General features: G+C 67.1%; 23 protein-coding genes. 20 read left to right on the forward strand and 3 right to left on the reverse strand.

Going from position 1 to position 24,882, the window contains the following annotated elements:
• Nucleotides 1-399: 399 nt before the first annotated feature.
• Both ABMY26_RS23765 and ABMY26_RS23770 read right to left on the reverse strand, forming a co-directional pair.
• Complete coding sequence (locus ABMY26_RS23765) at nt 400-624, reverse strand: hypothetical protein (protein WP_372397086.1); 225 nt, start codon at nt 622-624, stop codon at nt 400-402.
• Nucleotides 625-699: 75 nt separating this feature from the next.
• Nucleotides 700-1,440: a DUF3489 domain-containing protein gene (locus ABMY26_RS23770; protein WP_372397087.1), complete on the reverse strand. Its 741-nt coding sequence runs from the start codon at nt 1,438-1,440 to the stop codon at nt 700-702.
• 204 nt (nt 1,441-1,644) lie between these two features.
• Here ABMY26_RS23770 and ABMY26_RS23775 point away from each other — a divergent pair, with 204 nt between their 5' ends.
• The 18 genes from ABMY26_RS23775 (at nt 1,645) to ABMY26_RS23860 (ending at nt 14,426) form a co-directional block, all read left to right on the forward strand.
• Nucleotides 1,645-1,950 carry a hypothetical protein gene (locus ABMY26_RS23775; RefSeq protein ID WP_372397088.1) on the forward strand — a complete coding sequence of 102 codons (306 nt, stop codon included), beginning with the start codon at nt 1,645-1,647 and terminating at the stop codon, nt 1,948-1,950.
• A 322-nt stretch (nt 1,951-2,272) separates the two neighbouring features.
• Nucleotides 2,273-2,626 carry a hypothetical protein gene (locus tag ABMY26_RS23780; protein ID WP_372397089.1) on the forward strand — a complete coding sequence of 118 codons (354 nt, stop codon included), beginning with the start codon at nt 2,273-2,275 and terminating at the stop codon, nt 2,624-2,626.
• 2 nt (nt 2,627-2,628) lie between these two features.
• A complete protein-coding gene (locus ABMY26_RS23785; protein WP_372397090.1) occupies nt 2,629-2,931 on the forward strand; it encodes an HNH endonuclease in 303 nt (100 codons plus the stop codon).
• Between the two features lie 97 nt (nt 2,932-3,028).
• Nucleotides 3,029-3,535 carry a phage terminase small subunit P27 family gene (locus ABMY26_RS23790; RefSeq protein ID WP_372397091.1) on the forward strand — a complete coding sequence of 169 codons (507 nt, stop codon included), beginning with the start codon at nt 3,029-3,031 and terminating at the stop codon, nt 3,533-3,535.
• Nucleotides 3,535-5,310 (forward strand): terminase large subunit, encoded by a 1,776-nt coding sequence (locus ABMY26_RS23795; protein ID WP_372397092.1) that lies wholly within the window; start codon nt 3,535-3,537, stop codon nt 5,308-5,310. Before ABMY26_RS23790 ends, ABMY26_RS23795 begins: the two co-directional genes overlap by 1 nt.
• A gap of 100 nt (nt 5,311-5,410) precedes the next feature.
• Nucleotides 5,411-6,622, forward strand: coding sequence for a phage portal protein (locus tag ABMY26_RS23800; protein WP_372399058.1), 1,212 nt, complete (start codon nt 5,411-5,413; stop codon nt 6,620-6,622).
• A complete protein-coding gene (locus ABMY26_RS23805) occupies nt 6,619-7,776 on the forward strand; it encodes an HK97 family phage prohead protease (RefSeq protein WP_372397093.1) in 1,158 nt (385 codons plus the stop codon). The genes ABMY26_RS23800 and ABMY26_RS23805 overlap by 4 nt, the downstream gene beginning before the upstream one ends.
• Before the next feature lie 85 nt (nt 7,777-7,861).
• Nucleotides 7,862-9,217, forward strand: a complete 1,356-nt coding sequence (locus ABMY26_RS23810; RefSeq protein WP_372397094.1) for a phage major capsid protein — start codon at nt 7,862-7,864, stop codon at nt 9,215-9,217.
• A gap of 22 nt (nt 9,218-9,239) precedes the next feature.
• Nucleotides 9,240-9,710 carry a hypothetical protein gene (locus ABMY26_RS23815; protein WP_372397095.1) on the forward strand — a complete coding sequence of 157 codons (471 nt, stop codon included), beginning with the start codon at nt 9,240-9,242 and terminating at the stop codon, nt 9,708-9,710.
• A gap of 56 nt (nt 9,711-9,766) precedes the next feature.
• Nucleotides 9,767-10,219 (forward strand): hypothetical protein, encoded by a 453-nt coding sequence (locus ABMY26_RS23820; protein WP_372397096.1) that lies wholly within the window; start codon nt 9,767-9,769, stop codon nt 10,217-10,219.
• Complete coding sequence (locus tag ABMY26_RS23825) at nt 10,219-10,353, forward strand: hypothetical protein (protein WP_372397097.1); 135 nt, start codon at nt 10,219-10,221, stop codon at nt 10,351-10,353. Before ABMY26_RS23820 ends, ABMY26_RS23825 begins: the two co-directional genes overlap by 1 nt.
• Before the next feature lie 3 nt (nt 10,354-10,356).
• Nucleotides 10,357-11,010, forward strand: coding sequence for a hypothetical protein (locus tag ABMY26_RS23830; RefSeq protein WP_372397098.1), 654 nt, complete (start codon nt 10,357-10,359; stop codon nt 11,008-11,010).
• A 4-nt stretch (nt 11,011-11,014) separates the two neighbouring features.
• Nucleotides 11,015-11,368, forward strand: coding sequence for a hypothetical protein (locus ABMY26_RS23835; RefSeq protein ID WP_372397099.1), 354 nt, complete (start codon nt 11,015-11,017; stop codon nt 11,366-11,368).
• A 4-nt stretch (nt 11,369-11,372) separates the two neighbouring features.
• Nucleotides 11,373-11,831 (forward strand): hypothetical protein, encoded by a 459-nt coding sequence (locus tag ABMY26_RS23840; protein WP_372397100.1) that lies wholly within the window; start codon nt 11,373-11,375, stop codon nt 11,829-11,831.
• 5 nt (nt 11,832-11,836) lie between these two features.
• Nucleotides 11,837-12,046: a hypothetical protein gene (locus tag ABMY26_RS23845; RefSeq protein WP_372397101.1), complete on the forward strand. Its 210-nt coding sequence runs from the start codon at nt 11,837-11,839 to the stop codon at nt 12,044-12,046.
• An 86-nt stretch (nt 12,047-12,132) separates the two neighbouring features.
• The gene (locus ABMY26_RS23850) at nt 12,133-13,623 is read left to right on the forward strand and encodes a phage tail tube protein (protein WP_372397102.1); all 1,491 of its coding nucleotides are present in this window, start codon (nt 12,133-12,135) and stop codon (nt 13,621-13,623) included.
• An 11-nt stretch (nt 13,624-13,634) separates the two neighbouring features.
• Complete coding sequence (locus tag ABMY26_RS23855) at nt 13,635-13,868, forward strand: hypothetical protein (protein ID WP_372397103.1); 234 nt, start codon at nt 13,635-13,637, stop codon at nt 13,866-13,868.
• Between the two features lie 153 nt (nt 13,869-14,021).
• Complete coding sequence (locus ABMY26_RS23860) at nt 14,022-14,426, forward strand: hypothetical protein (protein ID WP_372397104.1); 405 nt, start codon at nt 14,022-14,024, stop codon at nt 14,424-14,426.
• Between the two features lie 8 nt (nt 14,427-14,434).
• Here the strand turns inward: ABMY26_RS23860 and ABMY26_RS23865 are convergent, their stop codons facing one another.
• The gene (locus tag ABMY26_RS23865) at nt 14,435-14,596 is read right to left on the reverse strand and encodes a hypothetical protein (RefSeq protein WP_372397105.1); all 162 of its coding nucleotides are present in this window, start codon (nt 14,594-14,596) and stop codon (nt 14,435-14,437) included.
• Nucleotides 14,597-14,809: 213 nt separating this feature from the next.
• On the opposite strand from ABMY26_RS23865, the gene ABMY26_RS23870 reads away from it, so the two are divergent.
• Together ABMY26_RS23870 and ABMY26_RS23875 are read left to right on the forward strand one after the other, a co-directional pair.
• A complete protein-coding gene (locus ABMY26_RS23870) occupies nt 14,810-15,565 on the forward strand; it encodes a hypothetical protein (RefSeq protein WP_372397106.1) in 756 nt (251 codons plus the stop codon).
• A gap of 18 nt (nt 15,566-15,583) precedes the next feature.
• A complete protein-coding gene (locus tag ABMY26_RS23875) occupies nt 15,584-24,880 on the forward strand; it encodes a transglycosylase SLT domain-containing protein (RefSeq protein ID WP_372397107.1) in 9,297 nt (3,098 codons plus the stop codon).
• The last annotated feature ends 2 nt before the right edge of the window (nt 24,881-24,882 follow it).

A 24,882-nucleotide genomic window follows, 5' to 3' on the forward strand; every position in this document is an offset into this window, starting at 1 on the left:
CCACGGGCACACACCAGCGCCGCAACCCGCCTTCCGGTGTGCCCGCCTAAACGCGGACAGCACCCCCTGATTTCGACTTGGAGGATCGTCATGAACCTGCCACACCGCGGATGGAAACGGATGTGGACTTGCCGCATCCTCGGTATCTGGATTGCCCGTTCGAGCGACGGGCGTTGGACGCACAAGGGGAGTTTGATCGGCCGGGTTGCCTTTCGCCATGAGCGGTTGGCGAGTGGTAGGCACGTCTTCCGCGTTGTGCTTGGCGAGTTCGCGGGGGCGGTCATCATCGACCGAGGCCGCTTCCGCTGACGCCTAGGACGTAGAAAGCCGCGCTCCCATGGTGGGAGCGCGGCTTGTTGGTGCTGATGCTTGTAGGGAGGGGGCTGTTCTGCCGTCCGGTCAGTTGAACCGCACGCGCAACCCGGAGCCGGTGGCCTCCTCCGCGAGCGCCACAATCACCGGGGCGCGGTCTATGTGGGTGTCCCGCTCTGCGGTATGCCACGCGAGGCCGCGCCGCTCCATGAAGCCCCGTCCTTCGGCGGTGTAGTGCCGCAACAGGGTGTAGCCGTTTCCGATTGCCATGACGTGGAGGTCGGGGGACGAGGTGGTGCTGGCGCGCTGCATCGCGGTCTCCGTGGTGCGGGCATGAAAAAGGGGGCGGAAGGCCGCCCCCTGTTTTGGTCTGGTGTGCGGGGCGGGTTAGGCCGCGAGCGGCTCCTGCTGCTGCTGCTCGGCCTGCTGCTGTTCACCGGCCGGTGCCGGGGTGGCATAGGCCGCCGGGAAGGTGCCGAAATAGCGGCCTTCCTTCCCCTTCTTCCGGTATTCCAGATCGAGGCCGAAGGTCTCGTCCAGTTCGTTGAGGGTGCCGCTGCACTTCTTCCAGCCCACGGCGTCCTCCAGCTCCTTCATCGTCGCGCCATCGGCGCGGCACACCATGTCGATCAGGATCCGCTTCTTCGTGCCGGGAGCCGGGAAGGCCGGGCCGTTGCCGGTGCGCGGCGTGGAGCCGATGGCAACGTATTTCTCACCCTCGGCCAGCGGCCGGAAGAGGAACCCGCCCTCCACGGCCTCCACCTTGATCCGGTTCCGTGCGAACCCGTCGCACTTCGCCCATGCTACGGCGTGGTCGACGCTCGGGAAGGCGGAGCCGGTGAAGGTCACCACCGGGGCGGCCTTGGCCGGCTCGCTCTGCGGCTGGTCGGCGCCCTGCCCTTCGGTGCTGGTGCCGTCCTGCTGCAAGGCGCCCGTCTCGCCGCCCTGGTCGGCCTGCTGCTGCTCGGCGCCCTGCTCGGGCGGGTTCAGCGCCAGCGTCAGAGCGGCCTGCTTCGGGGCGTAGGTCCAACCGGCATCACCCTTCGTCACGGTGAACTCGCCGTCCGTCAGGCCAGCGTCACGGGCGGCGGTGGTGGCGGCGGTCTTGGTGGTGAACGTGGCGGTCATGGCTTGCTCCTTGGTTTGCTATCAGGGGTTCAGTTCGCGGCGGGTTGTTCACTCGCCTTGGTTGCACCCTACGGAGAGTTCGGCCGGTGAGCGAGAGGGAAAATTCCTGCCCCGGAGAGTTTTTTCGCCTGGACCGTGACCTGTCGCCCAGCAGCGACACACGGCACTCCTACCCCTTCCCCTTCCCCCTGCTGAGGCCGCCCCATGGACAGCTTGCCCCTCCCCCTTCCCGATGTGCCCGCCACGCTGAACAGCATCGGCGGCCTTCACCCCTACGCCCAAGTCGCCGCGGTGCTGGCTCTCGGTGCCGTGCTGGCGATCCTGATCTGGTCCCGCCGCCCCATGCCGGGACCGGGGAACGAAACCTTTCAGCTCGTGATCACCAGCATGACCGAGCAGGCGAAAGCCACCAACGCCCTCGCCGAGCAGGTGGAGCGGATCGTGGAGCAGAACGCGGCGATCCTGGAGCGCCTGCCGGGCGGCACCTTCGGCCGGGCGCAGACGCCGTGACGCGGTGCGAGGAGGTCTGCCACGCCGCTCCGGGGTGCGCGCCTTGCAGCCCTGCCAGCAAGCCCCTGTCCCAGAGCATCGCCGATGCGGCCGACACCGTGGAGCTGCAAGCCATCGCCGAAGGGTACGCCGACGCCTCCCGGTTCGTTCGGCCCCTGATGCATGACCGGCGGGATGGGCGCATTGCCGTGGGGGCGATGGACGGGTTCACCACGCTTGTTCCTGCCCCTGCCAAGCTGCCGAACGGGGAAGCGTGAAACGGGCCGACAGCCGGCCGGACAGCGGCTTGCGGCACCCTGCCCGGTACGAAGGGGGCGGAACCATGGCAAAGCGCACCACCGGGCAAGGCGCGGGCGCCGCAGCACCGCAGCCCACCCACCCCATACCGGCCAGCGTGCAAGCGAACAGCCGGGCAAGCGCGGTGTGGCAGGAGATGGCCGCCGGGCTGGGTCCGCGGCTGACGCTGGTGAAGATGCCGATCCTTGCGGCCTACAGCCTTGCTGTTGCGCGGCTGGAGGACGCACAGAGCAAACTCGGTTCGGTCGGGCCGCTGGTGAAGCGCAAGGATCAGGCCGAGGTGAACCCGTTGCTTGACGTGGTAGAGCGCGAGCTGCGGATCGTGCGGGATACCGCGAAGGAACTGGACGGCATCGCATCCCCGTGGAAGCGGGGCTGAGAATGCCATCACGCCCTCCAGTGTTCCGGCCGAAGGGGTGGCAGCCCGCACCGCGCAAGCGCCCACAGGTCCAGGACCCATTCTATGGCTCGGCAGAGTGGAAGCGCCTCCGCGAGGCGTGCTTGGCGCGGGACGGCCACCGTTGCACGGATCCGCACTGCACCACACCGGAACGCGGCGCCAACGGGCGCTTGATCGCTGACCACATTGTTCCCCGTCGCGAAGGCGGCGAGGACGCCTTGCCGAACCTACGAACCCTTTGTTCCGCTTGCGATAATCGCCGCCACGGGCGCCGCGGGGGGTAGGGGGGAGGCGATCCTTGGCGGGGCGCCGGGGGTCTACCGGTGGGTGGTCAAATTTGCGCGCGTGCAAAATGGAAACAAAAGGGTTCGGAGGCTGAAAATGGCAGGACGCCCCCCAAAGCCAACGCACCTCAAGCTGGTCAGCGGCACGGCGCAGAAGTGCCGCACCAACAAGCGCGAGCCGAAGCCCGAGCGTTCGATCCCGTCGCCGCCGGCCCACTTGACCGACAAGGCAAAAACCACCTGGGGCGCCGTCACGGTGATCCTGGACGAGATGGGCGTGCTGACGAAGGCCGACGGCATGGCGCTGGTCGGCCTGTGTGAGGCGTATGCCGATCTGCTGGCCGCGCGGGAGTCGCTGTCCCGCCCGCTGACAATGGACACGGAAGGCGGGAGCATGATCTTCGCCGAGGCGGGCGAGCGGTATTACTGGACCATGGGCAAGGGTGGGCCGATGCGCCGCGCACGGCCAGAGGTGGCCGACATCGCCGACGCTGACCGGCGGTTCGCCGCGTGGCTGGCGAAGTTCGGCCTCACGCCAGCGGATCGGACGCGCGTGGCGGGCAAGCTGCCCGACGCCGCAGATCCGTTGTCCGAGTTCTTCTGATGCCGCGCGCTCCTCGCCAGCACCAGCCGGGCGTCCGCCGCGGGCGCGGCGCCGGCAAGAGCGGCGTACCTTCCGGCCCCGTTGCCCATCCCCATGTGGAGATGGCGGAACGGTACATTGACGACGTGCTCTCTGGTGTGATCCCGGCGTGCAAGTGGGTGAAACTGGCATGCCAGCGGCACCGGGAAGACCTGAAGGCCGATAATCGGCCGGGCTGGCCTTACCGGTTCGATCCAGAGAAGGCGGAAAAGGTCTGCCGGTTTATCGAGCTGCTGCCGCACACGAAGGGAAAATGGCGCGGCGAGCCGCTGATACTGGCGCCCTGGCAGTGCTTCATCGTCTGCATGGTGTTCGGGTGGCTGCGGAAGTCCGATGGCTTCCGGCGGTTCCGACAGGTCTACGTCGAGGTGCCGCGCAAGAACGGCAAGTCGGCTCTGGTGTCGGCCATCGGCATCTACATGCTTTGCGCCGACGGGGAGAAGGGCGCGGAGGTCTACTCGGGCGCCACGACAGAAAAGCAAGCGTGGGAGGTTTTCGGGCCGGCACGACAGATGTTGATGATTCGCTCGGACATCCGAGACAAGGCTGGGATCGACGTCAACGCCTCCAACATCAGCATCATCGCCAAGGCCGCGAAGTTCGAGCCGGTCATCGGCAAGCCCGGCGACGGTGCCTCGCCCTCCTGCTCGATCACGGACGAGTATCACGAGCACCCGACATCCGAGCAGTACGACACCATGATCACCGGCATGGGTGCCCGAGAGCAGCCCCTCGCCCTGGTCATCACAACAGCGGGCGACAACATAGCCGGCCCCTGCTACGACATGCGGGACACGGTTCGGAAGGTGCTGCAAAAGGTCGCGAACGACGAAGAAATGTTCGGGATCATCTACACCATCGACGACGGTGACGATTGGTCTGATCCGGCAGTCATTCGCAAAGCGAACCCCAACTGTGGCGTGTCGGTGTTCGAGGAGTTCCTGCTGAACCGTCAGCGGGCGGCAATTCGCAACTCGCGGGAGCAAGGGCGCTTCAAGACGAAGCACCTCAATCTGTGGGTGAACGCCCGCTCGGCCTACTTCGACATGGCCGCGTGGGACAGATGCGCGGTTTCGGGTCTGAAGTTGGACGACTTCGCCGGCCGGCGCGTGGCGTTGGGTCTGGACCTGTCAAGCAAGGTCGATATCGCCGCGCTGGAGGTGCTGGTCCTGCCAGAGAGCGACGACGAACCATACCGGGTCTTCACCTTCCACTACCTTCCCGAGGATACGGTCCTGCTGCCTGAGAACGAGCATTATCAGGCATGGGACGCGGAAGGTTGGTTGATCGTCACCGGCGGCAACATCATCGACTATGGGGTGATCGAGGAAGACATTCTCGACCTCTGCCAGCGGTTCCAGGTTGAGAACATCGCCTACGACCCGCACCAAGCCACGATGCTGGTCACTCGGCTCCAGGCAAGGAAAGCGCCGGTGACGGAATACCGGCCCCTGGTGCTGAATTTCAGCGAGCCGATGAAGGAACTCGATGCCCTGATCCGGGCTGGAAAGCTCCAGCATGCCGGCGACCCCGGCATGAAGTGGATGATGTCAAACGTCGTGGCGCGCCCCGATAAAAAGGACAACGTCTATCCGACCAAGGAAAAAGACGCGAAGAAGATCGACGGGCCGGTGGCTCTGATTTCCGCGCTTGGCGTCTCCATGACGCCAGACGAAGACAATGGGCCTTCCGTGTACCACTCCGCGGAGCGCTCCGGCGGCTTCCTGACTATTTGAGGTTCCCATGGGAAAAAGAAAGAGGGAGCGACAGCAGACCGCTGTCGTTCAGAAGGATCTTGGCTCCTCGCAAAACCCATCGGAACACTTCGTGTCGCTGATGGGTGGCGCACCGGCGGCCTCGGGGGTGCGGGTTTCGGACACCACGGCGATGCGGGTCTCGGCCGTCTATTCCTGTGTCAGGGTGATCGCGGAGGATGGCGCGAAGCTGAAGCCTCAGGTGTGGCGTGCGCTGCCGGATGGCTCGCGGCAGCCGGCGGTCGATCACCCGTTGCATGAAATCCTCCGGCGGCCGAACCGGCATATGACCCCGGTTAGCCTTCTGCTCGCGATGTTCTCGGCCTGGGGTTTCCGGGGAAATTCCATCGCAGTGATCTTGCGGGATCGCTTTGGGAACGCCAACGGCCTGTGGCCGGTGCATCCGGGCAGCGTCACCATCTACGAGGCGATGGACGGGCGCCTGTTCTACGCCATATCCCGGCGGACGACGCTGGAGAACGCCATCCTCCGCAACGTCCCGTTGATGGTCCCGGACTACGACATCTTCCATGTCCGGGGAATGACCTTCGACGGCATCGTCGGCCTATCGCCGCTTGCCCAGCTTCGGGAGGCAATCGGGATCGCCATCGCTGGCGAAGAGATGTCGGCCAAGCTGATGGCGAACGGCGCCCAGCCGAGCGGCGTCCTGAAGCACCCGAAGGTGTTGACGAAAGACGTAGCCGACCGCTTGAGCACGAGTTGGAACAACCGGCACGGCGGCCCCGGTAATGCCGGCAAAACGGTGGTGCTCGAAGAAGGGATGGAGTTCGAGCAACTCGGCATGACGTCGGTGGATGCGCAGTTTCTGGAGCAGCGCAAGCTGACCATTGAAGAAATCGCCCGAGGCTTCCGTGTCCCTCTTCACATGATCGGCATGCTGGATCGCATGACGAACAATAACGTGGAGGCGCTGACGCGCGCCTACTACGACCAGACTCTTATGCCGATGCTGGAGGCTTTCGAGGCGGAGTTTTCCCGCGCCTTCAATCTGCCCGATGACGTGTATGTCGAGTTCGATGTCCGCCGCCTGTTGCGGGCTGACTTCAAGACCCGTCAGGAAGGCATGCGGACCATGTTCCAGTCCGGTGCCCTGACGCCCAACGAGTGGCGTGTCGAGGAAGGATACAACCCCTCTCCGGCAGGACGTGTCTTCGCCCGCCCGCTGAACACCGCCTACGTGGACGAGCAGGGCGCCGTCGTCGCTATCACCCCGCCCGGCGGCAAGGACCCGGCCGATCCGGGCGCCGCTCCTAAACCCGAGGATGCGAAATGAGCATGCAGCGCAAGGCCCACAGCGGCACCGCCACCACCCTGGCTGATCTGCGGCAAGTCCGCGTCATCTGTTCGGCGCCGGAGGTTGATCGAGCCGGCGACATGGTGGTTCAGTCCGGCATCGACCTTGCCGCCTACCGCACGAACCCGGTGGTCCTTTGGCAGCACGACCCGGACCAGCCGATTGCCCGGTGCGTGGAGATCGGCGTCACTGACGGGAAGCTGACGGCGTTGGTCCAGTTCCCGCCCGCTGGCGAAGATGAGCTTGCCGACCTGATTTACAACCGGGTGAAGAACAAGGTTGTGAACGCCGTGTCCATCGGCTTCATGGGCAAGAACCTGTCGGCGCTGGACCCGGCCAACCCGCCGCGGTTCGACGCCAACGGCTGCAATCTGGGCGGCGGGGTCAAGTACGAGACTTGCGAGTTGGCCGAGCTGTCCTTCGTGTCGGTCCCGGCCGTTCGTGGCGCCCTGGTGGTGGAGCGGTCGGGCACCGTGTCGATCGATGTCGCTGAACTGGCGAAGCTGCGGGCCGCTGCCGCCGCGCCCCAGAAGTTGGCGAGCAAATTCCGGGACATTGCCAAGACCGCGCCGAAGGGTGTGAAGGGGCAAATCCTCCGCCTCGCCAACATGGCGGAGAAGTCGGTCGACGGATCGGCTACCAAGGACGCCCCTAAGCTGACCGCAAAGGGGCTGTGGCATATCGGCTATCTCGCGAGCGCCCTGTCGGAAATCAACTGGATCCAGGGCAGCACCGCCTCCGAGGCCGATTACGAGGACGACGGCAGCGCCGTCCCCGGCATGCTGGCCGACGCGATGCGCCAACTCGGCGCTGCGCTGATCGCCATGACGCAGGAGGAGGTCGCCGAGTTGTTGGCCGAGCTTGAGGAGAGCGAGTCGGACGAGGCTTCTAAGGACGCCCCTCCCCTGACGGTCAAGGACATCATCGGCGCGCTGAACGGCAAGGCGATCCCTGGCATGACGATCAAGGCCGGCCGCGTCCTGTCCAGCACCAACGAGGCCAGCTTGACCCAGGCGCGCGATCTGATCGACGGCGTGATCCAGCAGGTTGCAACGGACGACGACGATCTGGAGACCAGGGCCGCCGCGCTGCGCATGCTGGAGTTGAAGACCCTCGAACTCACCCTCGCCTGACCGCAGGGGAAACCGATCCGCTTTCCTGGCGGATGCTCGGCCGGCCGCACCTCGCGCCCGGCCATTTTTTTGCGTGGAGCTTTTCATGAAGACGATCCCGGAAATCCGCCAGGCACTCGCCTCGGCGGTCGATAAGGCCAAGACCGCATCCACCAACATCACGACCACGAAGGCGGCGCTCCGCACGGCCGATGCCGCCGGCAAGGACGCCGCCGCCAAGGCCGTGGCCGACGCCGAGAAGGCGTATGCCGACGCCCATCAGGTCGCGAAGGATCTGGGTGATGAACTGGAGCGCGCTGTGTCGATGGAAACCATGGCCGCCAGCGGCGCCACGCCCCGCAGCGCCCCGGAGGGCACCTTCGCCCCGCTGCCGGCCGTCGCGAAGGGGAGCGAGGAGGTGGTCAAGATGGCGCCGGTGCGCCGCATGATCGCCGACATCATGGTCCGCCATTCCGGCGGCGAGCTGAACGCCGAGAAGTGGCTGGGGCAGGTGTACGGCGAGGACACCGTGGCCGTCATCCAGCGCTCGATGAACCTCAGCAACTATGCGGCCGGCGGCGCGCTCTCCCTTCCTGAGTTCGCCGCGGTGATCATCGAGGGCCTGGACAACATGACGGTTGTTCGCCGCATGTCTCCCCAGGTGCTCAACGTGCCGGGCACCATGATCCTGCCCAAGGAAACGCAGGTTCCGAACGGGGCGTGGACCGGTGAAAACACGGCACCGACGCCGGGCGAGTTCAAGTTCGGCGATATTCGCCTCGATCCGAAGCGCCTGCCCATCGAGGCCGTGATCTCCCGCCGGTTGCTGGATCAGGCGCGCAACGGCGGCGCGGCGGTGCGCAACCTGGAGGGCTACATCGTCCGCCGGCTGCGCGAGCGGCTGGCTGTCAATGAGGACTCGGGCTTTCTCCGTGGAGGCGGCACGGAGTACGTGCCGCTCGGTCTGCGCTCTCAGATCGCAGCCGGCAATGTCTTCGCCATCAGTGGCACCGACTCTGCGTCCATCGAGACCGATCTGCGCAAGGCGGTGACGCGGCCGAAGGAGTCGAACATCATCGTCACCAACGGCTATTGGGTGATGGCGCCGCGTACCGTGGCGAAGCTGGCCGACCTTCGCGACCCGAACGGGAACAAGATTTACGCGAGCATCGACATCAGCAACACCCTGTTGCGCTGCCCGATCATCGAGACCAATCAGGTTCCCACGAACCTGAGCGGGTCCAACACGGAGATCATGTTCTTCAACGGCCCGAGCATCATCGTCGCCAACGGCTCGGATGCCGAGGTGGTGGTGGACATGACCGGCGGCTACGTCGGCGCCGACGGGAAAAGCTACTTCCTGACCCAGACCAACGAGATCCTGATCCATATGGAGCTGTATGCCGACTGCAAGCTGGAGCGGCCGGAAGCCGGCTCCTGCATCACCGGCGTCAGCTACTAACCCGAGCGGAAGGCATATCAACATGCACGCATCCATGCAGAATGCGGCGGCGCTGATCGCCGCCCGCCACGGTGTTGCCGGTGTCGACGTGACGGCCGGCGGCGCGGGTGACAACGCCGAGGTCAACTGCGCCTGGGCCGACCGTCGGGGCTTCACCTCGCTCAAGGCCGTGGTCACCTACACGGCCACCTTGGCCGCCGCTGCGACGCTGACCTTCGCCGCCAACCTTCAGGACGCCAGCGACAGCAGCGGCGCCGGTGCGGACGACTACGGCCCGGCGCTGCCGGCCACGGTGGTCGCCACCGGGCCGGGTGGCGGCGGCACGGTGACCGGTGTGGTGGAACTGGACTTCGACCTGAGCGGCACGAACCGGTATGTCCGGCTCCAGGTGACGCCGAACCTGTCGGCGGCCAACACGGACGTCTGCGAGTTCGGGGTGACCTACATCCTGGCCGGCGCCACCGAGAACCCGGTCAGCGGCACGCTGGTCTGATCCTTCGCTCAATCCGAACCAGAAGGGGGCGGGGTCGCAAGGCCCCGTCATTCACCATGCTCGTGCGCTTCCTGAAGAACCACACGCCCTATCTCGCGGGCGAGACCGCCTCATTCGCCGCTGCCCAAGCCGCCGCCTTCATCGCCAAGGGCGTGGCTGTGGCGGTGACCTCCACCATGCCCGGCCGCGCGGAAGAGGGATCGGATACCATCGCCGAGCAGTTGGAGAGCCTGCTGGCTGGCTTCCGTCAGCGCGGGATCGATGTCGATCCGACCACGCCAATAGGCGATCTGATGTTCCATGCGGAAAGCATCCTGTCCGCGGAACGGGCCGCCGCCGAGGCCACGAAGTCGGCCACGGAGGGAACGACCGGCCCGACCGCCAACGATGACGGCGGCTCGAACACCACCCCCACCGATGGCGGCACCCCGCCCGAGCCGAAGCCCGAAGCGAGTGAAGGTCAGCGGCGCACCGTGACTCCTCCGCGCGTCGCCAGGAGCGCTCAGTGATGGCGAACACACCGGAGCGGGAGGGCGCCGCGAAGCCGGCACCCGTTGAACAGCCCCAGCGCATCACGCGCGATCTGCGCCCCGGCAAGCCGGCAGCAACGCCGCGGGGCGTTCCCTACACCACCAAGGGGTGATCCATGCCGACCGTCGCCGTCGCCGTGCCGGCCGCTGACCGCCGCCTGTGTGCCATTCCCGCGCTGAAGGCCGAGCTTGGCATCGCAGAGAGCGACAACCAGTTCGACGGCTGGTTGAGAGCCGAAGCGCTTTCGGCTTCCGACCGCGTGGCGGAAGCCTGCCGGGTTGTCGGGGACGATGCCGGCGACGCCCCGGCCACTTTCGCGGAGGAGGTGGCCGTCGTCACCTTCAGCCCCGATGAAGCCCGCAACGTGGCGGTCCTCGAACTGCCATGGCGCTACCCGGCCCGAGTGACTTCCGTCACCGTCGGCGGGGCGGCGTTGGGTGGGGCGCTCTATCGAGGGCAGCCGAAATCTGGACTGCTGTCTCGGACGGACAGCGCCGGCCGGTCCATCTGCTGGGAGCAACAGGAGACCGTCGTCACCATCGCGTCCGGCTGGTCCGTCGATAAAATGCCCACGGCGTTGCAGGACGCCGTGAAGCGGCTGGTGCGGCTGCGATGGGAGGCGAAGGATCGAGACCTGACGGTCAAGGCCGAACAGACCGAAGGCGCGGGCCGCACAGAGTATTGGGTCGGCAGCATGGCCGCCTCCGGCTCCGCCCTACCGCCCGACATTCTGGACGCACTTTATGCGGCCGGCCTCGTAGGAGGATGACGCCATGGCCCGGTCCCGCGAGGCGCGAATGATCGACCGGCGCGGCGCCCTGGTGGTGCTGCGCCGGCCGTCCAGCACCATCCCGCCCACCTTCACCGACGTCATCGTCAAAGCCTTCTGGATGGAGACCGGCAGCGACACGCTGGCCGGCAACGCGGCACAGCGGAAATTCTCCGTCATCATCGCCGCCGACACCCTGGCAGAGACCGCCTTCCCGGCGGGCGGCCCGGCGAAGGGCGATCACGTCATCATCAAGCCGACCATCAACAACGGCGTCTGGACCGGCGGCGGCCAGATGCTGACGGTCGACGGTCCAGGCGAGCGGCCGACGGGCTGGTGGATGGAAGCGAAGGGTTGAAACCATGTCGACAATCCACGCCTTCGACGCGATCCGGGCCTTTATCGAAGCGAACTGGTCGGACGCCGCGCCGCAGCCCTGTCCGCTGGCCTGGGACAACGAGCCGTTCACCCTGCCACAGCCCTTCGGCCCGACCGATCCGGTCACCCGCCTTCCCGAGATCCATGCTTGGGGGAAGGCGCTGGTGGACGGCGACCTGTGGGAGCAGACCAGCATCGGCGCTGGCAGTCCGGCAGATGACCGGTGGGAGGAAACGGGTTCGCTCACGCTGTTCATTTTCACCCCGGTCAACACCGGGTCCCGGCTGAACCGGGAGCTGCTGACCGCCTTCGGCGAGATGTGCCGGGGGCAGGAAATCGGCGGCATCGAATATCAGAGCATCCGCTTTGACCCCATCGGCACCAAGGACGACACCGGAAACTGGTGGGGCATGCACGTCGTCATCGAATGGAAGAGAGGATAGAAGCTATGGCCGAGTACACCGTCGTCACCCCCTTCAACACCCCGTCCCGCCGGTTCACCGCCGGCCAGACGGTCACCGACACCGATCTGGACGGCCTGCTGACCCTGGAAGATCACATTCGGCTCGGCAACATAGCCGCCCCGCCCCCGGCCAAGCCCGGCAAGGCGAAGGAAACCGTTCCCGCCCCCGATCAGGCCGATACGCCGGCCGGCTGACCCACCACCCCACCCCTGACGCCCACCACGCCGCCGGCCACCGCCGAGCGGCTTTTTTCATGCCCGGCTGAAAGGAGCCGCTGAAAATGTCCAGTTCCAACCGTGTCCGCCTGACTGGTGTGCAGGAGCAGACCTTCGGCACCACCCCCACCACCCCGCGCATGCGCAAGCAGCGCGTCACGTCCATCGGCCTGTCGACCAAGGCGGTCTATGTGGAGTCGGACGACATCCGCGACGACCGGCAGAACAGCGACCCGGCGATGGTCGGCCAGACGAACGACGGCCAGATCGGCATCGAGTGGCACTTCCCCGTCGATGGCTGCCTGCTGTCGAGCGAGATGGAGTCGGCCTTCGGCAACTACTGGATCAACACGCCGGCCCGCGACAACGACGGCGCCGCCGCTTCCGTGATTCAGAGCGTCACCGCGTCCTCCCAGGTGGTGGCGGTTGCCGCTGGCCCCGCCTTTGTCGCCGGGCATCTGGTCTACTTCTCGGGGTTCGGCACCGCCAACAAGGGCAAGCTCGCCAAGGTCACCACCGGCAGCGCGACCGCCCCCGCCTTCGTCGGCGCGGGCCTCGTGGACGAACCCAGCCCGGCCGCTACCGCCCGCATGAAGGTGGTTGGGTGCGAGGGCGCGGCCGGCGACATCGCGGCGGTCGCTGATGGTCTGACCTCCCAGGCCGGCGGCCTCGATTTCACCACGCTCGGTTTGAGCATCGGTCAGTGGGTCAAGACCGGCGACACCGGAGCCGGCTATCGCTTCGCGACCGCCGGGACCAACGGGTGGGCGCGCATCACGGCCATCGCCGCCCGCAAGCTGACGCTGGACAATCTGCCGGCCGCCTGGGCGGCTGACACCGGCACGGGAAAGACCATCCGGTTCTTCTTCGGCGACGTGCTCAAGAACGGCGTCACGAAGATCGGGGTGACCCTGGAGCGCGGCTTCATGGATCACACGCCGCCCACCTACACCGCACAGAGCGGTATGCGGGTCGGCAGCATGGAGTTCGGCGGGCAGGCCAAGGAGAAGGCCACCGGCTCGATCAGCTTCATGGGCATGAAGGCGGGCATTCCCGGCCCGACCACCCTCGACGCGACGCCCGACGACGAGCCGGACAGCGGCACCTATCCGGTGATGGCCTTTTCCTCCAACTGCGGTCGCATCGGCGAGGGCGGCGTCGCGCTAGGAAAACCCAATTGGGCCAAGGGCGTGAAGTTCACCATCACCAACAACCTCCGGGCCATCGACGCGGCGGCCGATGGTGACGACATCGCCCCGGCCCCGGTCGACGTGGTGGACGGCGCGTGCGATCTGGCCGTGGAGCTGAACACCCACTTCGGCGACCCGACCCTGGTCGCCAAGAACCTGAGCGGCACCGTCACCAGCATCAACACCCGCCTCCAGAAGGGGGTCCAGGCGATGATCTGGGACGCTCCGCGGCTGACGCCGAAGGAAGCCGACCCGAACGTCGGCGGCAAGAACCAGGACGTGATGTTGCCGGTGAAGCTGACCGGCTCGAAGGACAGCCTGACGGGTTCGACCGTCATCGTGAACCGCATCGAGTTCTACCGGTAAGGGGCGCGGCCATGCACGTAAAGGCAACCGACCGCGGCGCCAAGTTCGTGTCCGTGTTCGACGGCGAGACCGGCGAAAAGCTTCAGCGTGTGGTTGAGGCCAACGACGCCGAGGGCTGGTATCGCGCCTATGCGGCCGGTCCTGATGGGCGCGTGCTGCGTGACGGCGAGGAAGCCGTGATCGAGCGCGTGGAGCGGCCCATCCGCATCGAGGTTCCGGAGCAGTACCGGCACCTCTTCACCTGATCGAGAACCCGACGACCACGGGAAAGAGGCTGCCGGCCCTGCCGGCGGCGTGACGGCACGCGCGAGCCGCGGGCGGGCGTTTGGTCGGCGCCCGCCCATCCACCGCGCATTCATCCGACCAACCGACCAACCGACCAATCAAGGATACCGATCATGGCGAACCTCGCCTCCAAGAAGCGCTCCACCACCGCCTACACCACCGGCGTCTGGAAGCGCCCCGACCTCGACATGGACCTGGAAATTCTCACCCTGGGCATGGGTGACGAATACCTCGACATGCAGGCCGCCAAGCAGCGCAAGGCGGCCAAGGGCTTCGGCGGCGACACCGAGAAGCTGCCCTCCGCGCTCAAGCGCAAGATCAACATCGAGTGCCTGATCGCCTGCTGTCTGCGCGACGTCAAGTTCAAGGACGACGACGGCAACGTGGTCACGTTCGAGGAGTTCTGCGACTACATCCGCGACCCCGAATACCCGGACCTGTCGAACGCGGCCTTCACCGCGGCCACCATGGCGACCTCCGACCGCGAGACCGACGCCAAGGAAGCCGAGGGAAACTGACGGCGGCCCTACGGGATCATCTCAACCGCAAGGCGGACAGCCACGATCTGCTGGCCGACCTTGCGGATGATGACCCCGACGCGGCCGAAATGGTGGCTGCCTGCCTGGAGGACGAGGGCGAGGCGGTCGAACCCCTGCCGTGGTGCCGGTGGGCGTGGCGCGCTTGGCACGCCCTTTCCGATGACCGGCAGTGGCGCAGTGGCGGCATGGGGCCTCCATCCCCCTGCAACATCCCGTGGTCCGTCATGCGTGCCTACGCCGCTGACCACGGGTACGACCTCCCCCTCTTGTTCCGCCTGCTCCGCGCCATGGATGGCGTCTATGCCGAGTGGTGGGCCGAGAAGGTGAAGGAGGCGAACAAGAAACCGTCGGCGGAGTGACCCATGGCGAAAGCGGCAGCATTCAACGCCCGGCTGCGGGTCTTCGTCGACCAGGCACTATCCCCGGAAGCGCAGTCCCGCCGGCTGGCGGACATCGCCATTGCCGAGCGGGACCGGCTTATTGCCTCCGGCCGCGCCTCCCGTCGGTTCCGGCGCTGGGTCGATGGTGTGGAGGGGGCACCGGAGACGGCGGTTCGGCCGGCGGACGGCGGCCGGATCGTCTACCGCTTCTCGATCATGGGCGCGGTCTGCAACTTCGCCCTGTCGTTTCTCATCGCTCGCTCGCCGCCGCGGTCCTCCGCGCCGCTGAACCCCGGCACGGGCAAGACGGCGCATTACCGGGACGGCTTCTTCTTCGCCATCGCCGACAGCGCCTCCCCCCGATACCAATCCGGGGACTTCAGCGGGCGCCTTGTGCCGGCCGCGCAATTCAATCCGGCTGCCCTGTCGCCGACGATCACCGAGATCATCATCGGGAACACCCTGCCCTACAACCGCAAGGTCGACGTGCAGTTGATCGGCGGCCAATCGCTGACCTTCAGCGTGCCGCCCGGCCTGTTCGACGACGCCGTGAAGGCTATCCGCTCCCGCTTCGGCGACCTCGTAGAGGTCAAGCGCGTCTACACGATGAATTTCTACGGTCAGTACCTGCTCCGCCAGCGGCAGGTGTGGACCACCGGAAGGCACCGGGGCCTTTCGCGCGGCCGGCAAGGCACGCGCGTGGAAAGCCCCGCCCTCATTATTCGCCCCCGCCGCTGATACCCCGAGGATCCGCCAATGACCGATCAAGTCGAAAGCCTCGACGTAGGCTTCCAGGACGGTGTGTCGGCCGGCGCCAAAAAGGCGACCGACGCCGTTACCGGCCTGGGAAACGCCTTCACCGCGACCGAGGCGAAGGCGGAGCGTGCCGGCAAGGGCACGAAGAAGGCGACCGATGAAGCCGCAGCCGGTGCCGCCGCCGCTGGAAAAGCCATCGCCGACTATGCCGCCACCGTTGAGCGTGCCGACGAGCGCGTGAAGCGCCATGCGCGGACGGCCGAGCAGCTCGCCAACCAGTTCGACCGGACCAAGAGGGAGGCCGCCGCCGTCGCGCGGGCCATCGCGCCCTATCAGCGTGCGCTGGATGACCTGGAGGCGAGCAGCGCGAAGGTGGCGGAGAAGGAGGAGCTTCGCGCCACCATCACGGCCAAGATGGAGGCTGCCGCCGAAAAGGCCCGCGCGGCAGTGGCGCGCTACTTCAAGGACGTTGAAGCCGGCTCGGCAGCCGCGAACGCCGCTGCTGGCGGGCTGTCGGCTGGCATGGCCGCCGCCACGGCCTCGGCCGGCTCTTGGACGGGCGCGCTGGGCAAGGTCTATGAGACTGCCGGCAGCATGTCCGACGGGCTGAACCGTGCCGCCCGCGCTCTCCGGGATCTGAACACCTCTTTCGACGCCGGGCACTCCAGCTTTGCCGAGTGGGCGGCCGGGGCGAAGGGGCTGGAAGCCAGCTTGCGCGGCGTGTCCGCGGCGCAGAAGGCCATCAACGACTCGGTCGGCCTGTCGCGGCAGACGGCGAACACGGCGACTATCGGCCCGACGCGCTACGCCACCACCGGCCGTGGATCGAGCGGGACCGGCACCCTCACCTTCGGGGACGACGGATCGGCCCAGCGCCTGGACGACATCACCGCGGCCTTTGCGGCGGCGGACGCTGAGCTGGACGCCTACCGCGCCTCGCTCGGGCTGACCGATGTCGCCCAGCAGAAATATGAGGCCGGGCTGGCGAAGTTGCAGGCCACCATCCGCCGGGCTGGCGTTGAGGAGGCAGAGGCAACCCGCCTGCTCAACGCCTATGCCGCCGCCCACGACCCCGCCGCGCGCTCCGCCGGCCAAGCCACGAAGGCGGCGGAAGCCACCGCCTCCGAATGGCAGGCGATCCTCGTTCAGGAGGAGTTTACCGCTCGCGAGCGGATCGCCCAGACCAAGACCAACGTCGCCGCCAATTGGGAAGCGCAGTTGGCGATGGACGAGTGGGGGGCGCGCGAGGCGAAGGCACGGCTGGCGACCGAATGGGAGGGATTGCTGGCGCTCGAAGAGTTCCAGCAGCGCGAGCGGATCGCCCAGACGAAGGCGCAGGTGGCCGCCACCTGGGAAGCGCAGATCGCCATGGACCAATGGGGTGCGCGCGAGGCCAAGGCAAAGCTGGCGTCCGAATGGGAGGCCAGCCTTGCGATGGAGCAGTTCGACGCCCCCGTCGCCTACCGCAAGACGGTCGCCTCCTTCGACAAAGAGTCCGGCGACGCGCTGAAATATGCGGAAGCCCTGGACCGGCTGCGCAGCACTGCGGCGGCGGCTGGCGTGTCCATGGACCAACTGGCGGCCGATGAAGCCAAGCTCGCGGCCTCCCTCTCCCCCGCAGCCATCGCGGCGAAGAAGGAGGAGGAGGCGCTCCAGCGGCTGGTGGGCACCCTGGATCGCACCTTCGGCGCCACCGAGAAGCTGGCCGAGCGGCAGGCGCTGCTCGACAAGGCGCTGACGGATGGTGTCGGCGGGATCAGGCTGACCGCTGACCAGCATACCGCCCTGTCGGCGAAGCTGCGGGAGCAGCACGATCTGGCGACCCGCTCGGCCGCCTCCACAAAGCTGGCCGCGCACGAGACGCTGAACCTCGGCTATCAGATCCAGGATTTCGTTGTCCAGGTCGGATCCGGCCAGTCCGCCGTGGTCGCCATGCTCCAGCAGGCGCCGCAGGCTGTCGGGGCCGTCGGTGGCCTTTCGCGTGCCTGGGCGTTGCTGGTCTCGCCCGTTACGCTGGTAGCGCTCGGCGTGACTGCCGTTGTCGGTGCCTTCGCCTTGGTCGCCGCGCGGTCGGTCCAGATCAACGGCCAGTTGCGCGAACTCACCGCCACGATGCGAGCCTATGGCACCGAGGCGCAGGCGACGGCCGGGCATCTGCGGGGCGTCTCGACGGCGCTCTACGAGGGCGGCGTCAGTCGTGACGAGTCGTTCGCAACCGCGAAGGTGCTCGCCTCCACGCGCGGCATCTCTGCGGCGCGCGGGCGCGAGGTGGCGCTGCTCGCCAGCGACATCACCGCCGGCATGGGCGGGGCGGTCGATGACATGACGAAGCAAGTGGCGGCCATGGTGACCGAGGGATACCCGGCCATCATGAAGCTCCACGACGCTATCGGATTCCTCGCGCCGGCCGAGGTCGACGCCATCCGCGTGATGGCGGAGCATGGCCGCCAGTCCGAGGCGCTGGGGGTGGCGCTGGGCGCGCTCCATCGCCGGTTCGACGGGCTGCGGAAGGACGCGATGACGCCCGCAGGCGAGGCGATGCATCAGCTCGGGGTCCAGTTCAACCGGCTGGTGGACTCGCTCGCGACGTCTTCCCTCGTCGTCCATGTGGAGATCGCGCTCTCCGAGCGGTTCAAACTGCTGGCCGATTTCATGGAAAATCCGGGCATGGACACGTTCGGCAGGCTGGCGGCCTCTGGCCTGTCGGCCATGAGCCTGACGCCGGGCAAGATCGTCTATGATCCGCCGAAGCCGCCGTCTGACGCCCAGGTTGAGAAGGATCTGCGGACCCAACTCGACGCGGCCCGGACGAAGGTCCAGGAGCTTGAGCAGCAGGACATGGAACGCCGGATCTGGATCGGCGGCCCCCATAACAGCTATTCGCACGACAAGATCGTCCGCGGCTCTCTCGACGCGGCCCGCGCGGAAGTCGCTGGCCTGGAGGGGCGGCTTGCGACGGTCACGGAGAAGGCGGCGGCCAAGGCCGCATCGCTCGCCGCTGCCGCCTCCTCCTCCGGCCCGCCGGCGCACCGCGCCGCCAACGACCTGTCGTCGTCCGACCTTGCGTGGGTGGAGCAGAACCGCAAATCCACGGAGTATGTGAAGGCGCAGACGCATGAGGTCGACCGCCTGTCCGCAAGCCTCCTCGGCAATGCCGTGGACAGGGCGCTCGCGACGGCGGCGATGCGGGCCGAAGACGAGATCCGGGACAAGCATCTGGAGGGCGTCTCGGCCGAAAACCTGCTGCTGCTCCGCAGGCGCGAGGCCCTGCTCCAGCTTCAGGTCGCGGTGAACGACAACAACCGGGCTGCCGCTGCCGAGGTGGCCGGGGCCGATCTGGTGGCCCGCGCCTATGGCACGTCATCCGCCGCGGTGCGCGCGGCGGAGGTCCAGTCCAAGGCGATGGCGGAGGTGGCGCGCGGCACCATCGAGCCGTATGACGCCATCGTTGCCCGGCTGACGGCGCTGGATGCTGCCCAGCGCAAGGTCCAGGCGGCGCAGTTCGGCGCCACGCTGAAGCAGCAGACCGAGGACGCCCAGCGTCTGGCCGCCGCCTGGGGGCAAGGCGCGAACGCCGCGCGGGAAGCCGCGCTCGCGAATGAAGCTCTCGCGGAGGCGCGCAAGCGCGGCCTGGACCCCTCCCGCGACGCCGGGCAGATCAAGGACATCAGCACGGGCATCCTGGCTCGTGATGCGGCGCAGCGCGCCCAGCAGTTCGCCCAAATGGCGACGGAGCAGCGCCGGGCGGTCGACCTCGCCAACGCCGAGTGGGGCATGCTCGGGCAGAGCAACGCCGAGCGCGCGAAGGCCGTGGCCGTGCTCCAGACCACCAACGAGCTACGTGACAAAGGCGTCGACCTGACCGACGCCGGCACACAAGCCTACATCCGGCAGCAGGGGGAGCTTGCGCGCGTCAACAGCCAATTGCAGGACGCCGCACAGAACGCCGCCAACATCGCCCAGCCGATCACCACGGCGTTCGAGGACGTGATCGTCGGGGCGAAGAAGGCGAGCGACGCCGGCAAGGCATTGGCCGAGGACATGAAGCGGGTCATCGCCCGCGTGGTCATCACCAAGCCGGCCGAGACGTGGCTGACTGGCACGCTGACCAAGCTCATGTCCGGCCCGGTCAGCACGGCCAACGACAACACGCCCAAGCCGGCCAACGACCCCGGCAGCCTGACCCGCATCATGAACAGCGTCTCGGGCGGCCTCGGATCGTCCGCCTCGAATGCCATGTGGGTCCAGATGGCCGGCTCCGCGGCGGCGCTGGCGCTGGACCCGCGGGCGATGACGGGCAGCGCTCCCATGCCGGTGGCGATCAAGGACGGCGGGCAGGTTGTCGACATGCTCCGCTCGGAGGCCCGCACCCAAGGCGTGCCGGAAGATGTCGTCCTGGCCGTCGCCAAGATCGAGAGCAATTTCCGGCAATACCGCGATGATGGGCGGGTGCTGACCTCCAGCGCCGGGGCGCAGGGCGTCATGCAGCTCATGCCCGACACCGCGAAGTGGCTGGGCGTGGATGCGACCGACACGCGCGAGAACGTCCGGGGCGGCGTCAAGTATCTGGCGATGCTCGGTCGGCAGTTCGGCGGCGACTGGAACGCTGTGGCCGGCGCCTACAATGCCGGGCCGGGCCGGATGACCGACTATCAGCGGGACGGGCGGGCGCTGCCCTCCGAAACCGTCGCGTACATGCGCAATTTCGGCGTGACCGTGAAGTCGGTTGGCACGGACGTTGCCTCGCTCGGCTCCCGCGTCGATGGCGTCACCAAGGTTCAGGAGGATGCGCTCCAGGCGCAGCTTGACGCCGTGACCGCACAGAGGGCGGCGGCGGGTAGCGCACAGATCCTGACCGACTCGCAACAGACCCTGGTCGACTCGGTGCTCGGGGTGCGGGCCGCCAACGACGGCGCCACGTCGGCCATCGAGGTGCAGAGCCGCGCCGTCAGCCACATCGGTGCCGGCGCGATCAGCGCAGCCGACGGGCTGACCCAAGCGGGCACCAGCGCGACCGCGTTCGGCGCCGCTGCGGCCGATGGTGCCGACACCTTCCTCGGCGGCCTTCAGAAGATGCTGGGCGGCGCGAGCGACTGGCTTAGCGGCCTCTTCGGTGGCGGCGGCGGCCAGCAGCAGAAGGTCATCAAGAACGCGGACGGGAGCACGTCCTTTGCACCCGCGACGCAGGGCGTCGGCGGCTCGTGGCTGTCTCAGCCCGTGTTCGGCAAGGTCGAGTCGGCGCGGCCGGATGCCGGCTTCGTCGGGCCTATGCCCGGCACAGCCTCGGAAGGCATAGCGGGTTGGAACCCCAATTGGGGGCAACTGCTCCAGGGCGTCGGCGGGATCGCCAGCGGCGCCATGATGGCAACGCAAAAGGGAGCCACCACCGGCCAGAAGATCGGCGGCGGGATGATGGCGGCCGGCGGCGTGGCGGCGATGATCCCCGGCGGCCAGATCGTCGGCGGCGTGCTGATGGCGGCCGGTGCCCTGTTGAGCGCCGTATCGGGCGCCAAGGACAGGGGCGAGAAATACTCGATCTCGCACATCACCTTGGGCGCCAACGGTAAGTATGCGCTCGGCAGTTACGCCGAAGACAATGGGGGCGATCCAACCCGCTTCAACTCCGACGCCTCGAAGGTCGCCAAAGGACTGAACGACATTATCCAGCGTCTCGGCCTGACCGCAACGAACAAAGACAGCTACATTGACTCCAAGAACAAGTCTGCCGAGCAAGCCGCGCTTGATTTGTTGAAGGGGATGAAGTCGGGCGTGCCGGAAATCTCCTACGCCATCGCGCACGAGAGCGCGGTGTCGCTGGAGGACATGCTCAACCATCTGGAGTTCGCCAACGGCTTCAACGATCAGATCAAGGCGTTGCGTAGCTCGCTCTCTGATCTGTTCCCGCAGTTCCAAACGGGTGTCGAGGCGGCAAACAGCCTAGGCCGCGCCTTGCTCGACATCGTCGACAATGCGGGGACGGTGTTCAAGGTGTCTGCTGGCGCATCACTGCCCGGCTTCGCTCGTGGCACCCTCTCGGCCCCGTCCGGATGGGCGGTGGTTGGCGAGGAAGGGCCGGAGGTTGTGCGGCTGGCCGGCGGCGAGCGGATCTGGAATGCCAGAGAAAGCGCCCAGATACTTGCCCAGATGGGACAGGGCCGGGACGACACCCTGATCCATCTCCGAGGCGGCGACGAACTGGCGGCGGTGCGCCGGGCGTTGGGCCACCCTGGCACCATCAATCCGGACACCGGCTTGCTCGGCTTCGAGTATGGCGGCGGGGACCATGGCTCGCCCGGTTCCGGCGGTTCCGCAGGCTCTGGCGGCGGCTCGGATAGCGGTTCGTCGGGAGGCTCCGGCAGTGGTTCGTCGGGAGGCTTTGGCGGCGGAATGCGAGGAGTCGGCAGCGCGAATGCCGCCGATGGCACCGCCCACTCGACGACGACGGCTCGTGACGCGGCCTATGGCGGCGGCTGGGGGGCTGGATCGGGCGGCGGGGTGTATCGCGGCGTGAACAACGCCTATCCGACGAACGATGAAATCCAGGCGTCGGCGGCTGCGGTCGACAATGTGTACGGGACTTCGTTGTCCGGCTGGCTGGCAAATGCCGCGCTCAAGTATGGATTGAACATCAACAAATCCATCGGCGTCGATCCTGCAACCGGGCTGAACAACACCGAATTGAGCGTCAACGTCGCCGGTGTCGCTGGAGACCTCGCGAGCTTGGCGACGGGCATTCCGGGTCTCGGCTTGGCGATGGGTGCGCTCGCCGACGCGCTGGGCGTCGATCACCTCTCTATCGGAACCATCGACGCCAATGGAAATTTCAGCGGCGCCACGGGAACCGCGAGCGCCGCGTCCGGCGCCACTGCAAGAGATGGCGGAAACCCCGACCGCTACAGCACTTCCCTGGCTGCGGCGGAAACCCGCGCCGCAGCAGAGCGGGACGCGGCTGCGGCGGCTGAAAAAGCGGCCGCTGAAGCGGCAGCGCAGAAGGCCGCACAACGGGCGGCACTCCAGCCCCATCTTGACGCGGTCGGTCTGAGTGGTGACCGGGTTTCGGAGCTGAACGACATCGTCGTCAGCCTAGGCGCCAATACCTTCACTCCGCTGGGCAAGGACTTCGACAGGCTGTCGAGCGACATGCAGAAGGCGGCCACCGCCTATGTCGCCGCCGGGCAGGCTGTGCCTGATGGTCTGTATGGGGCCATGAAGCAAATGGAAGCCCTTGGCGCCGTCAAAAAGCGCCTGCTGGACGAAGTGGCTGGCGCCACCATCGAAAGCAGTCCCGAGCAGCAGAAGGTGGAGCAACTCAAAGGAAAGTGGTCGAACACAGCCACGGACCTCGTGAAGGCTTTCGCCTCTGTTGGCATCGTCGGCGATGAACTGGCCGCCAAACTCCAAGAGGGCTTCAACAACGGCTTGAAGAAGGAACAAAAGTCCTACAGCGACGGCTTGGACACCGCCTATCGGAAGTCCAAGGGAGAGGAAGGATACGACTCGGCCGTCACCCTGATCGACGCCTACAAGGCGTCGGTGAAGGACGTGAACGCCCTGTGGCCGGAAGGTGCTGACAGGGCCTCGCAGATGGCGAAGATCACTGGCACGCTGACCAACAACATGGGCGGGCTGGTCAAGTCGGGCAGCATCACCTCCACCAGCCTTCAGCAGATCATCGACACCTTCGCCGGCACACCGGAGGTGGTGAACGCGGCGCGGACAGCGCTCCAGGCGCTGAACGATGCCGCCGCGGAGTCGGTTCGGACATTCAATGCCGGCGTCTCGGCGCGGATGTATGCGTCGCTCGGGAATACTCGCGGTTCTGGTCTCATTACCCTGGACGAGCAGCAGCGGAAGGAGTTGAACGAAGCCACTACGGCCGGGCGCGACACGACTCAGCTTCGCCTCGTTCAGTCCGCAGAGCGTGCGTCGCAGGCGTTCACCCTGGCGCAACAGGATGTGTTGTCGTGGTACGACCAGGAGATCACGACTAGGCAGACGTTCATCTCTAACCTTCAGGACGGAGCACTGAAGGTCGCACAGGTGGCAAAGCAATTCGCGGCTGCCCGCGATGCGCTCGCCATCAGCGAAGACGCGCCGATCAGCCCGCAGGAGCGGCTGACGGAAGTAAGGCGCCAATGGGATGCATCTCTCGCCACCGTCCGCTCCTCGACCGCTAGCGAGGACGAACAGTCTACCGCCCGGTCGACGTTGACCAGCCTGTCGCAGACGCTGGTCAGCCTGGAAAAGACGAACTCTGCCGGCACCTCGCGCACCCTCTATGACGAGGTCATGCGGGTGCTGGGCGAGTTGGGCACCATCGCCCCGGACACCTCCGCGGCTACGGCCGAGGCGGACCTGAAGGTGGCGCAGGACAGCCTGAAGGAGTTGCAGCGTTCGCGGGCCGAGGCCGCGGCGGTTGGACAGCGCCAACTCGGCAGCCTGGACAACCTCAAGGACGTGATGAACCAGAGCCTCGCTGTCTGGCAGGCGGCTCTGTCCCCGCTTCAGCGCCTGACCGGCACCACGCCCGGAACATCGCAGCCGACCACGGTAAACCCCACCCGCTACGCGGCCTCGGCCGCGGTGCAATCGGCGTGGGACAGCCTGACGTCCGATCAGCAGGTGGCGGTCACCAGACGGATCGGTTGGCAGGGGGGCGTCGACGAGTCGCTGAACATTTGGCTCGCCACGACCGCCGGAAAGTCGAGCGCTTTCGAGACGGAGGTCTCCACAACCGCCGACAAGCGGCGGCGCCTGCTGGCCTTCACAAATGCCGACATAGAGGCGGCCTTCGGCGGAATGTCCGACATCCAGGCGGCGCGGGCAGCCGACCCGGCCTTCAACCTCGCCGCGTGGTTCCAGCGCTTTGGCATCGACGAGGTGCTGAACGGGCAGCGGAGCATTCCAGGCTTCGCGGTCGGCACAATGGCGACCCCTCCCGGTGCGGTGTGGGTGGGCGAGCGTGGCCCCGAGCTGCTGTGGCAGGGCGGCGGCGCGGCGGTCGCTTCCTCCGCCGATAGCATGCGGATTGCCGGCCTGTACCAGACGGCGGCCAACGACCGCTACCCGGCCAACGTCACCCCGATCCGGCCGACAGCCGGGCCGGTGGCGTCGGACAACCGCGAAGTCGTGTCCGTGCTGCGTGACATCGCCCGCCGCATTGAGCGGCTGGAGAATGCCATCCACGAGGCCGAGGGCGAGGCCCAAACCCAGCGCGCCCGCATCGCACGGGACGAAGTGAAGCTCATGCGCCAGCAACTGGACGAGTTGCAGGAGCGCCAGAAGCGCGTCGCATAAGG

The organism is Azospirillum sp. HJ39, assembly GCF_041507355.1.
Classification (GTDB): domain Bacteria; phylum Pseudomonadota; class Alphaproteobacteria; order Azospirillales; family Azospirillaceae; genus Azospirillum; species Azospirillum thiophilum.

What these genes read in the sequence shown, in the direction of transcription:
- ABMY26_RS23780 (WP_372397089.1), top strand. Translation starts at nt 2,273, where the DNA reads ATGGCAAAGCGCACCACCGGGCAAGGCGCGGGCGCCGCAGCACCGCAG.
- ABMY26_RS23870 (WP_372397106.1), top strand. Translation starts at nt 14,810, where the DNA reads ATGGCGAAAGCGGCAGCATTCAACGCCCGGCTGCGGGTCTTCGTCGAC.
- ABMY26_RS23795 (WP_372397092.1), top strand. Translation starts at nt 3,535, where the DNA reads ATGCCGCGCGCTCCTCGCCAGCACCAGCCGGGCGTCCGCCGCGGGCGC.
- ABMY26_RS23790 (WP_372397091.1), top strand. Translation starts at nt 3,029, where the DNA reads ATGGCAGGACGCCCCCCAAAGCCAACGCACCTCAAGCTGGTCAGCGGC.
- ABMY26_RS23855 (WP_372397103.1), top strand. Translation starts at nt 13,635, where the DNA reads ATGCACGTAAAGGCAACCGACCGCGGCGCCAAGTTCGTGTCCGTGTTC.
- ABMY26_RS23810 (WP_372397094.1), top strand. Translation starts at nt 7,862, where the DNA reads ATGAAGACGATCCCGGAAATCCGCCAGGCACTCGCCTCGGCGGTCGAT.
- ABMY26_RS23805 (WP_372397093.1), top strand. Translation starts at nt 6,619, where the DNA reads ATGAGCATGCAGCGCAAGGCCCACAGCGGCACCGCCACCACCCTGGCT.
- ABMY26_RS23775 (WP_372397088.1), top strand. Translation starts at nt 1,645, where the DNA reads ATGGACAGCTTGCCCCTCCCCCTTCCCGATGTGCCCGCCACGCTGAAC.
- ABMY26_RS23835 (WP_372397099.1), top strand. Translation starts at nt 11,015, where the DNA reads ATGGCCCGGTCCCGCGAGGCGCGAATGATCGACCGGCGCGGCGCCCTG.
- ABMY26_RS23860 (WP_372397104.1), top strand. Translation starts at nt 14,022, where the DNA reads ATGGCGAACCTCGCCTCCAAGAAGCGCTCCACCACCGCCTACACCACC.
- ABMY26_RS23785 (WP_372397090.1), top strand. Translation starts at nt 2,629, where the DNA reads ATGCCATCACGCCCTCCAGTGTTCCGGCCGAAGGGGTGGCAGCCCGCA.
- ABMY26_RS23840 (WP_372397100.1), top strand. Translation starts at nt 11,373, where the DNA reads ATGTCGACAATCCACGCCTTCGACGCGATCCGGGCCTTTATCGAAGCG.
- ABMY26_RS23825 (WP_372397097.1), top strand. Translation starts at nt 10,219, where the DNA reads ATGGCGAACACACCGGAGCGGGAGGGCGCCGCGAAGCCGGCACCCGTT.
- ABMY26_RS23800 (WP_372399058.1), top strand. Translation starts at nt 5,411, where the DNA reads ATGGGTGGCGCACCGGCGGCCTCGGGGGTGCGGGTTTCGGACACCACG.
- ABMY26_RS23765 (WP_372397086.1), bottom strand. Translation starts at nt 624, where the DNA reads ATGCAGCGCGCCAGCACCACCTCGTCCCCCGACCTCCACGTCATGGCA.
- ABMY26_RS23850 (WP_372397102.1), top strand. Translation starts at nt 12,133, where the DNA reads ATGTCCAGTTCCAACCGTGTCCGCCTGACTGGTGTGCAGGAGCAGACC.
- ABMY26_RS23820 (WP_372397096.1), top strand. Translation starts at nt 9,767, where the DNA reads ATGCTCGTGCGCTTCCTGAAGAACCACACGCCCTATCTCGCGGGCGAG.
- ABMY26_RS23875 (WP_372397107.1), top strand. Translation starts at nt 15,584, where the DNA reads ATGACCGATCAAGTCGAAAGCCTCGACGTAGGCTTCCAGGACGGTGTG.
- ABMY26_RS23830 (WP_372397098.1), top strand. Translation starts at nt 10,357, where the DNA reads ATGCCGACCGTCGCCGTCGCCGTGCCGGCCGCTGACCGCCGCCTGTGT.
- ABMY26_RS23815 (WP_372397095.1), top strand. Translation starts at nt 9,240, where the DNA reads ATGCACGCATCCATGCAGAATGCGGCGGCGCTGATCGCCGCCCGCCAC.
- ABMY26_RS23770 (WP_372397087.1), bottom strand. Translation starts at nt 1,440, where the DNA reads ATGACCGCCACGTTCACCACCAAGACCGCCGCCACCACCGCCGCCCGT.
- ABMY26_RS23845 (WP_372397101.1), top strand. Translation starts at nt 11,837, where the DNA reads ATGGCCGAGTACACCGTCGTCACCCCCTTCAACACCCCGTCCCGCCGG.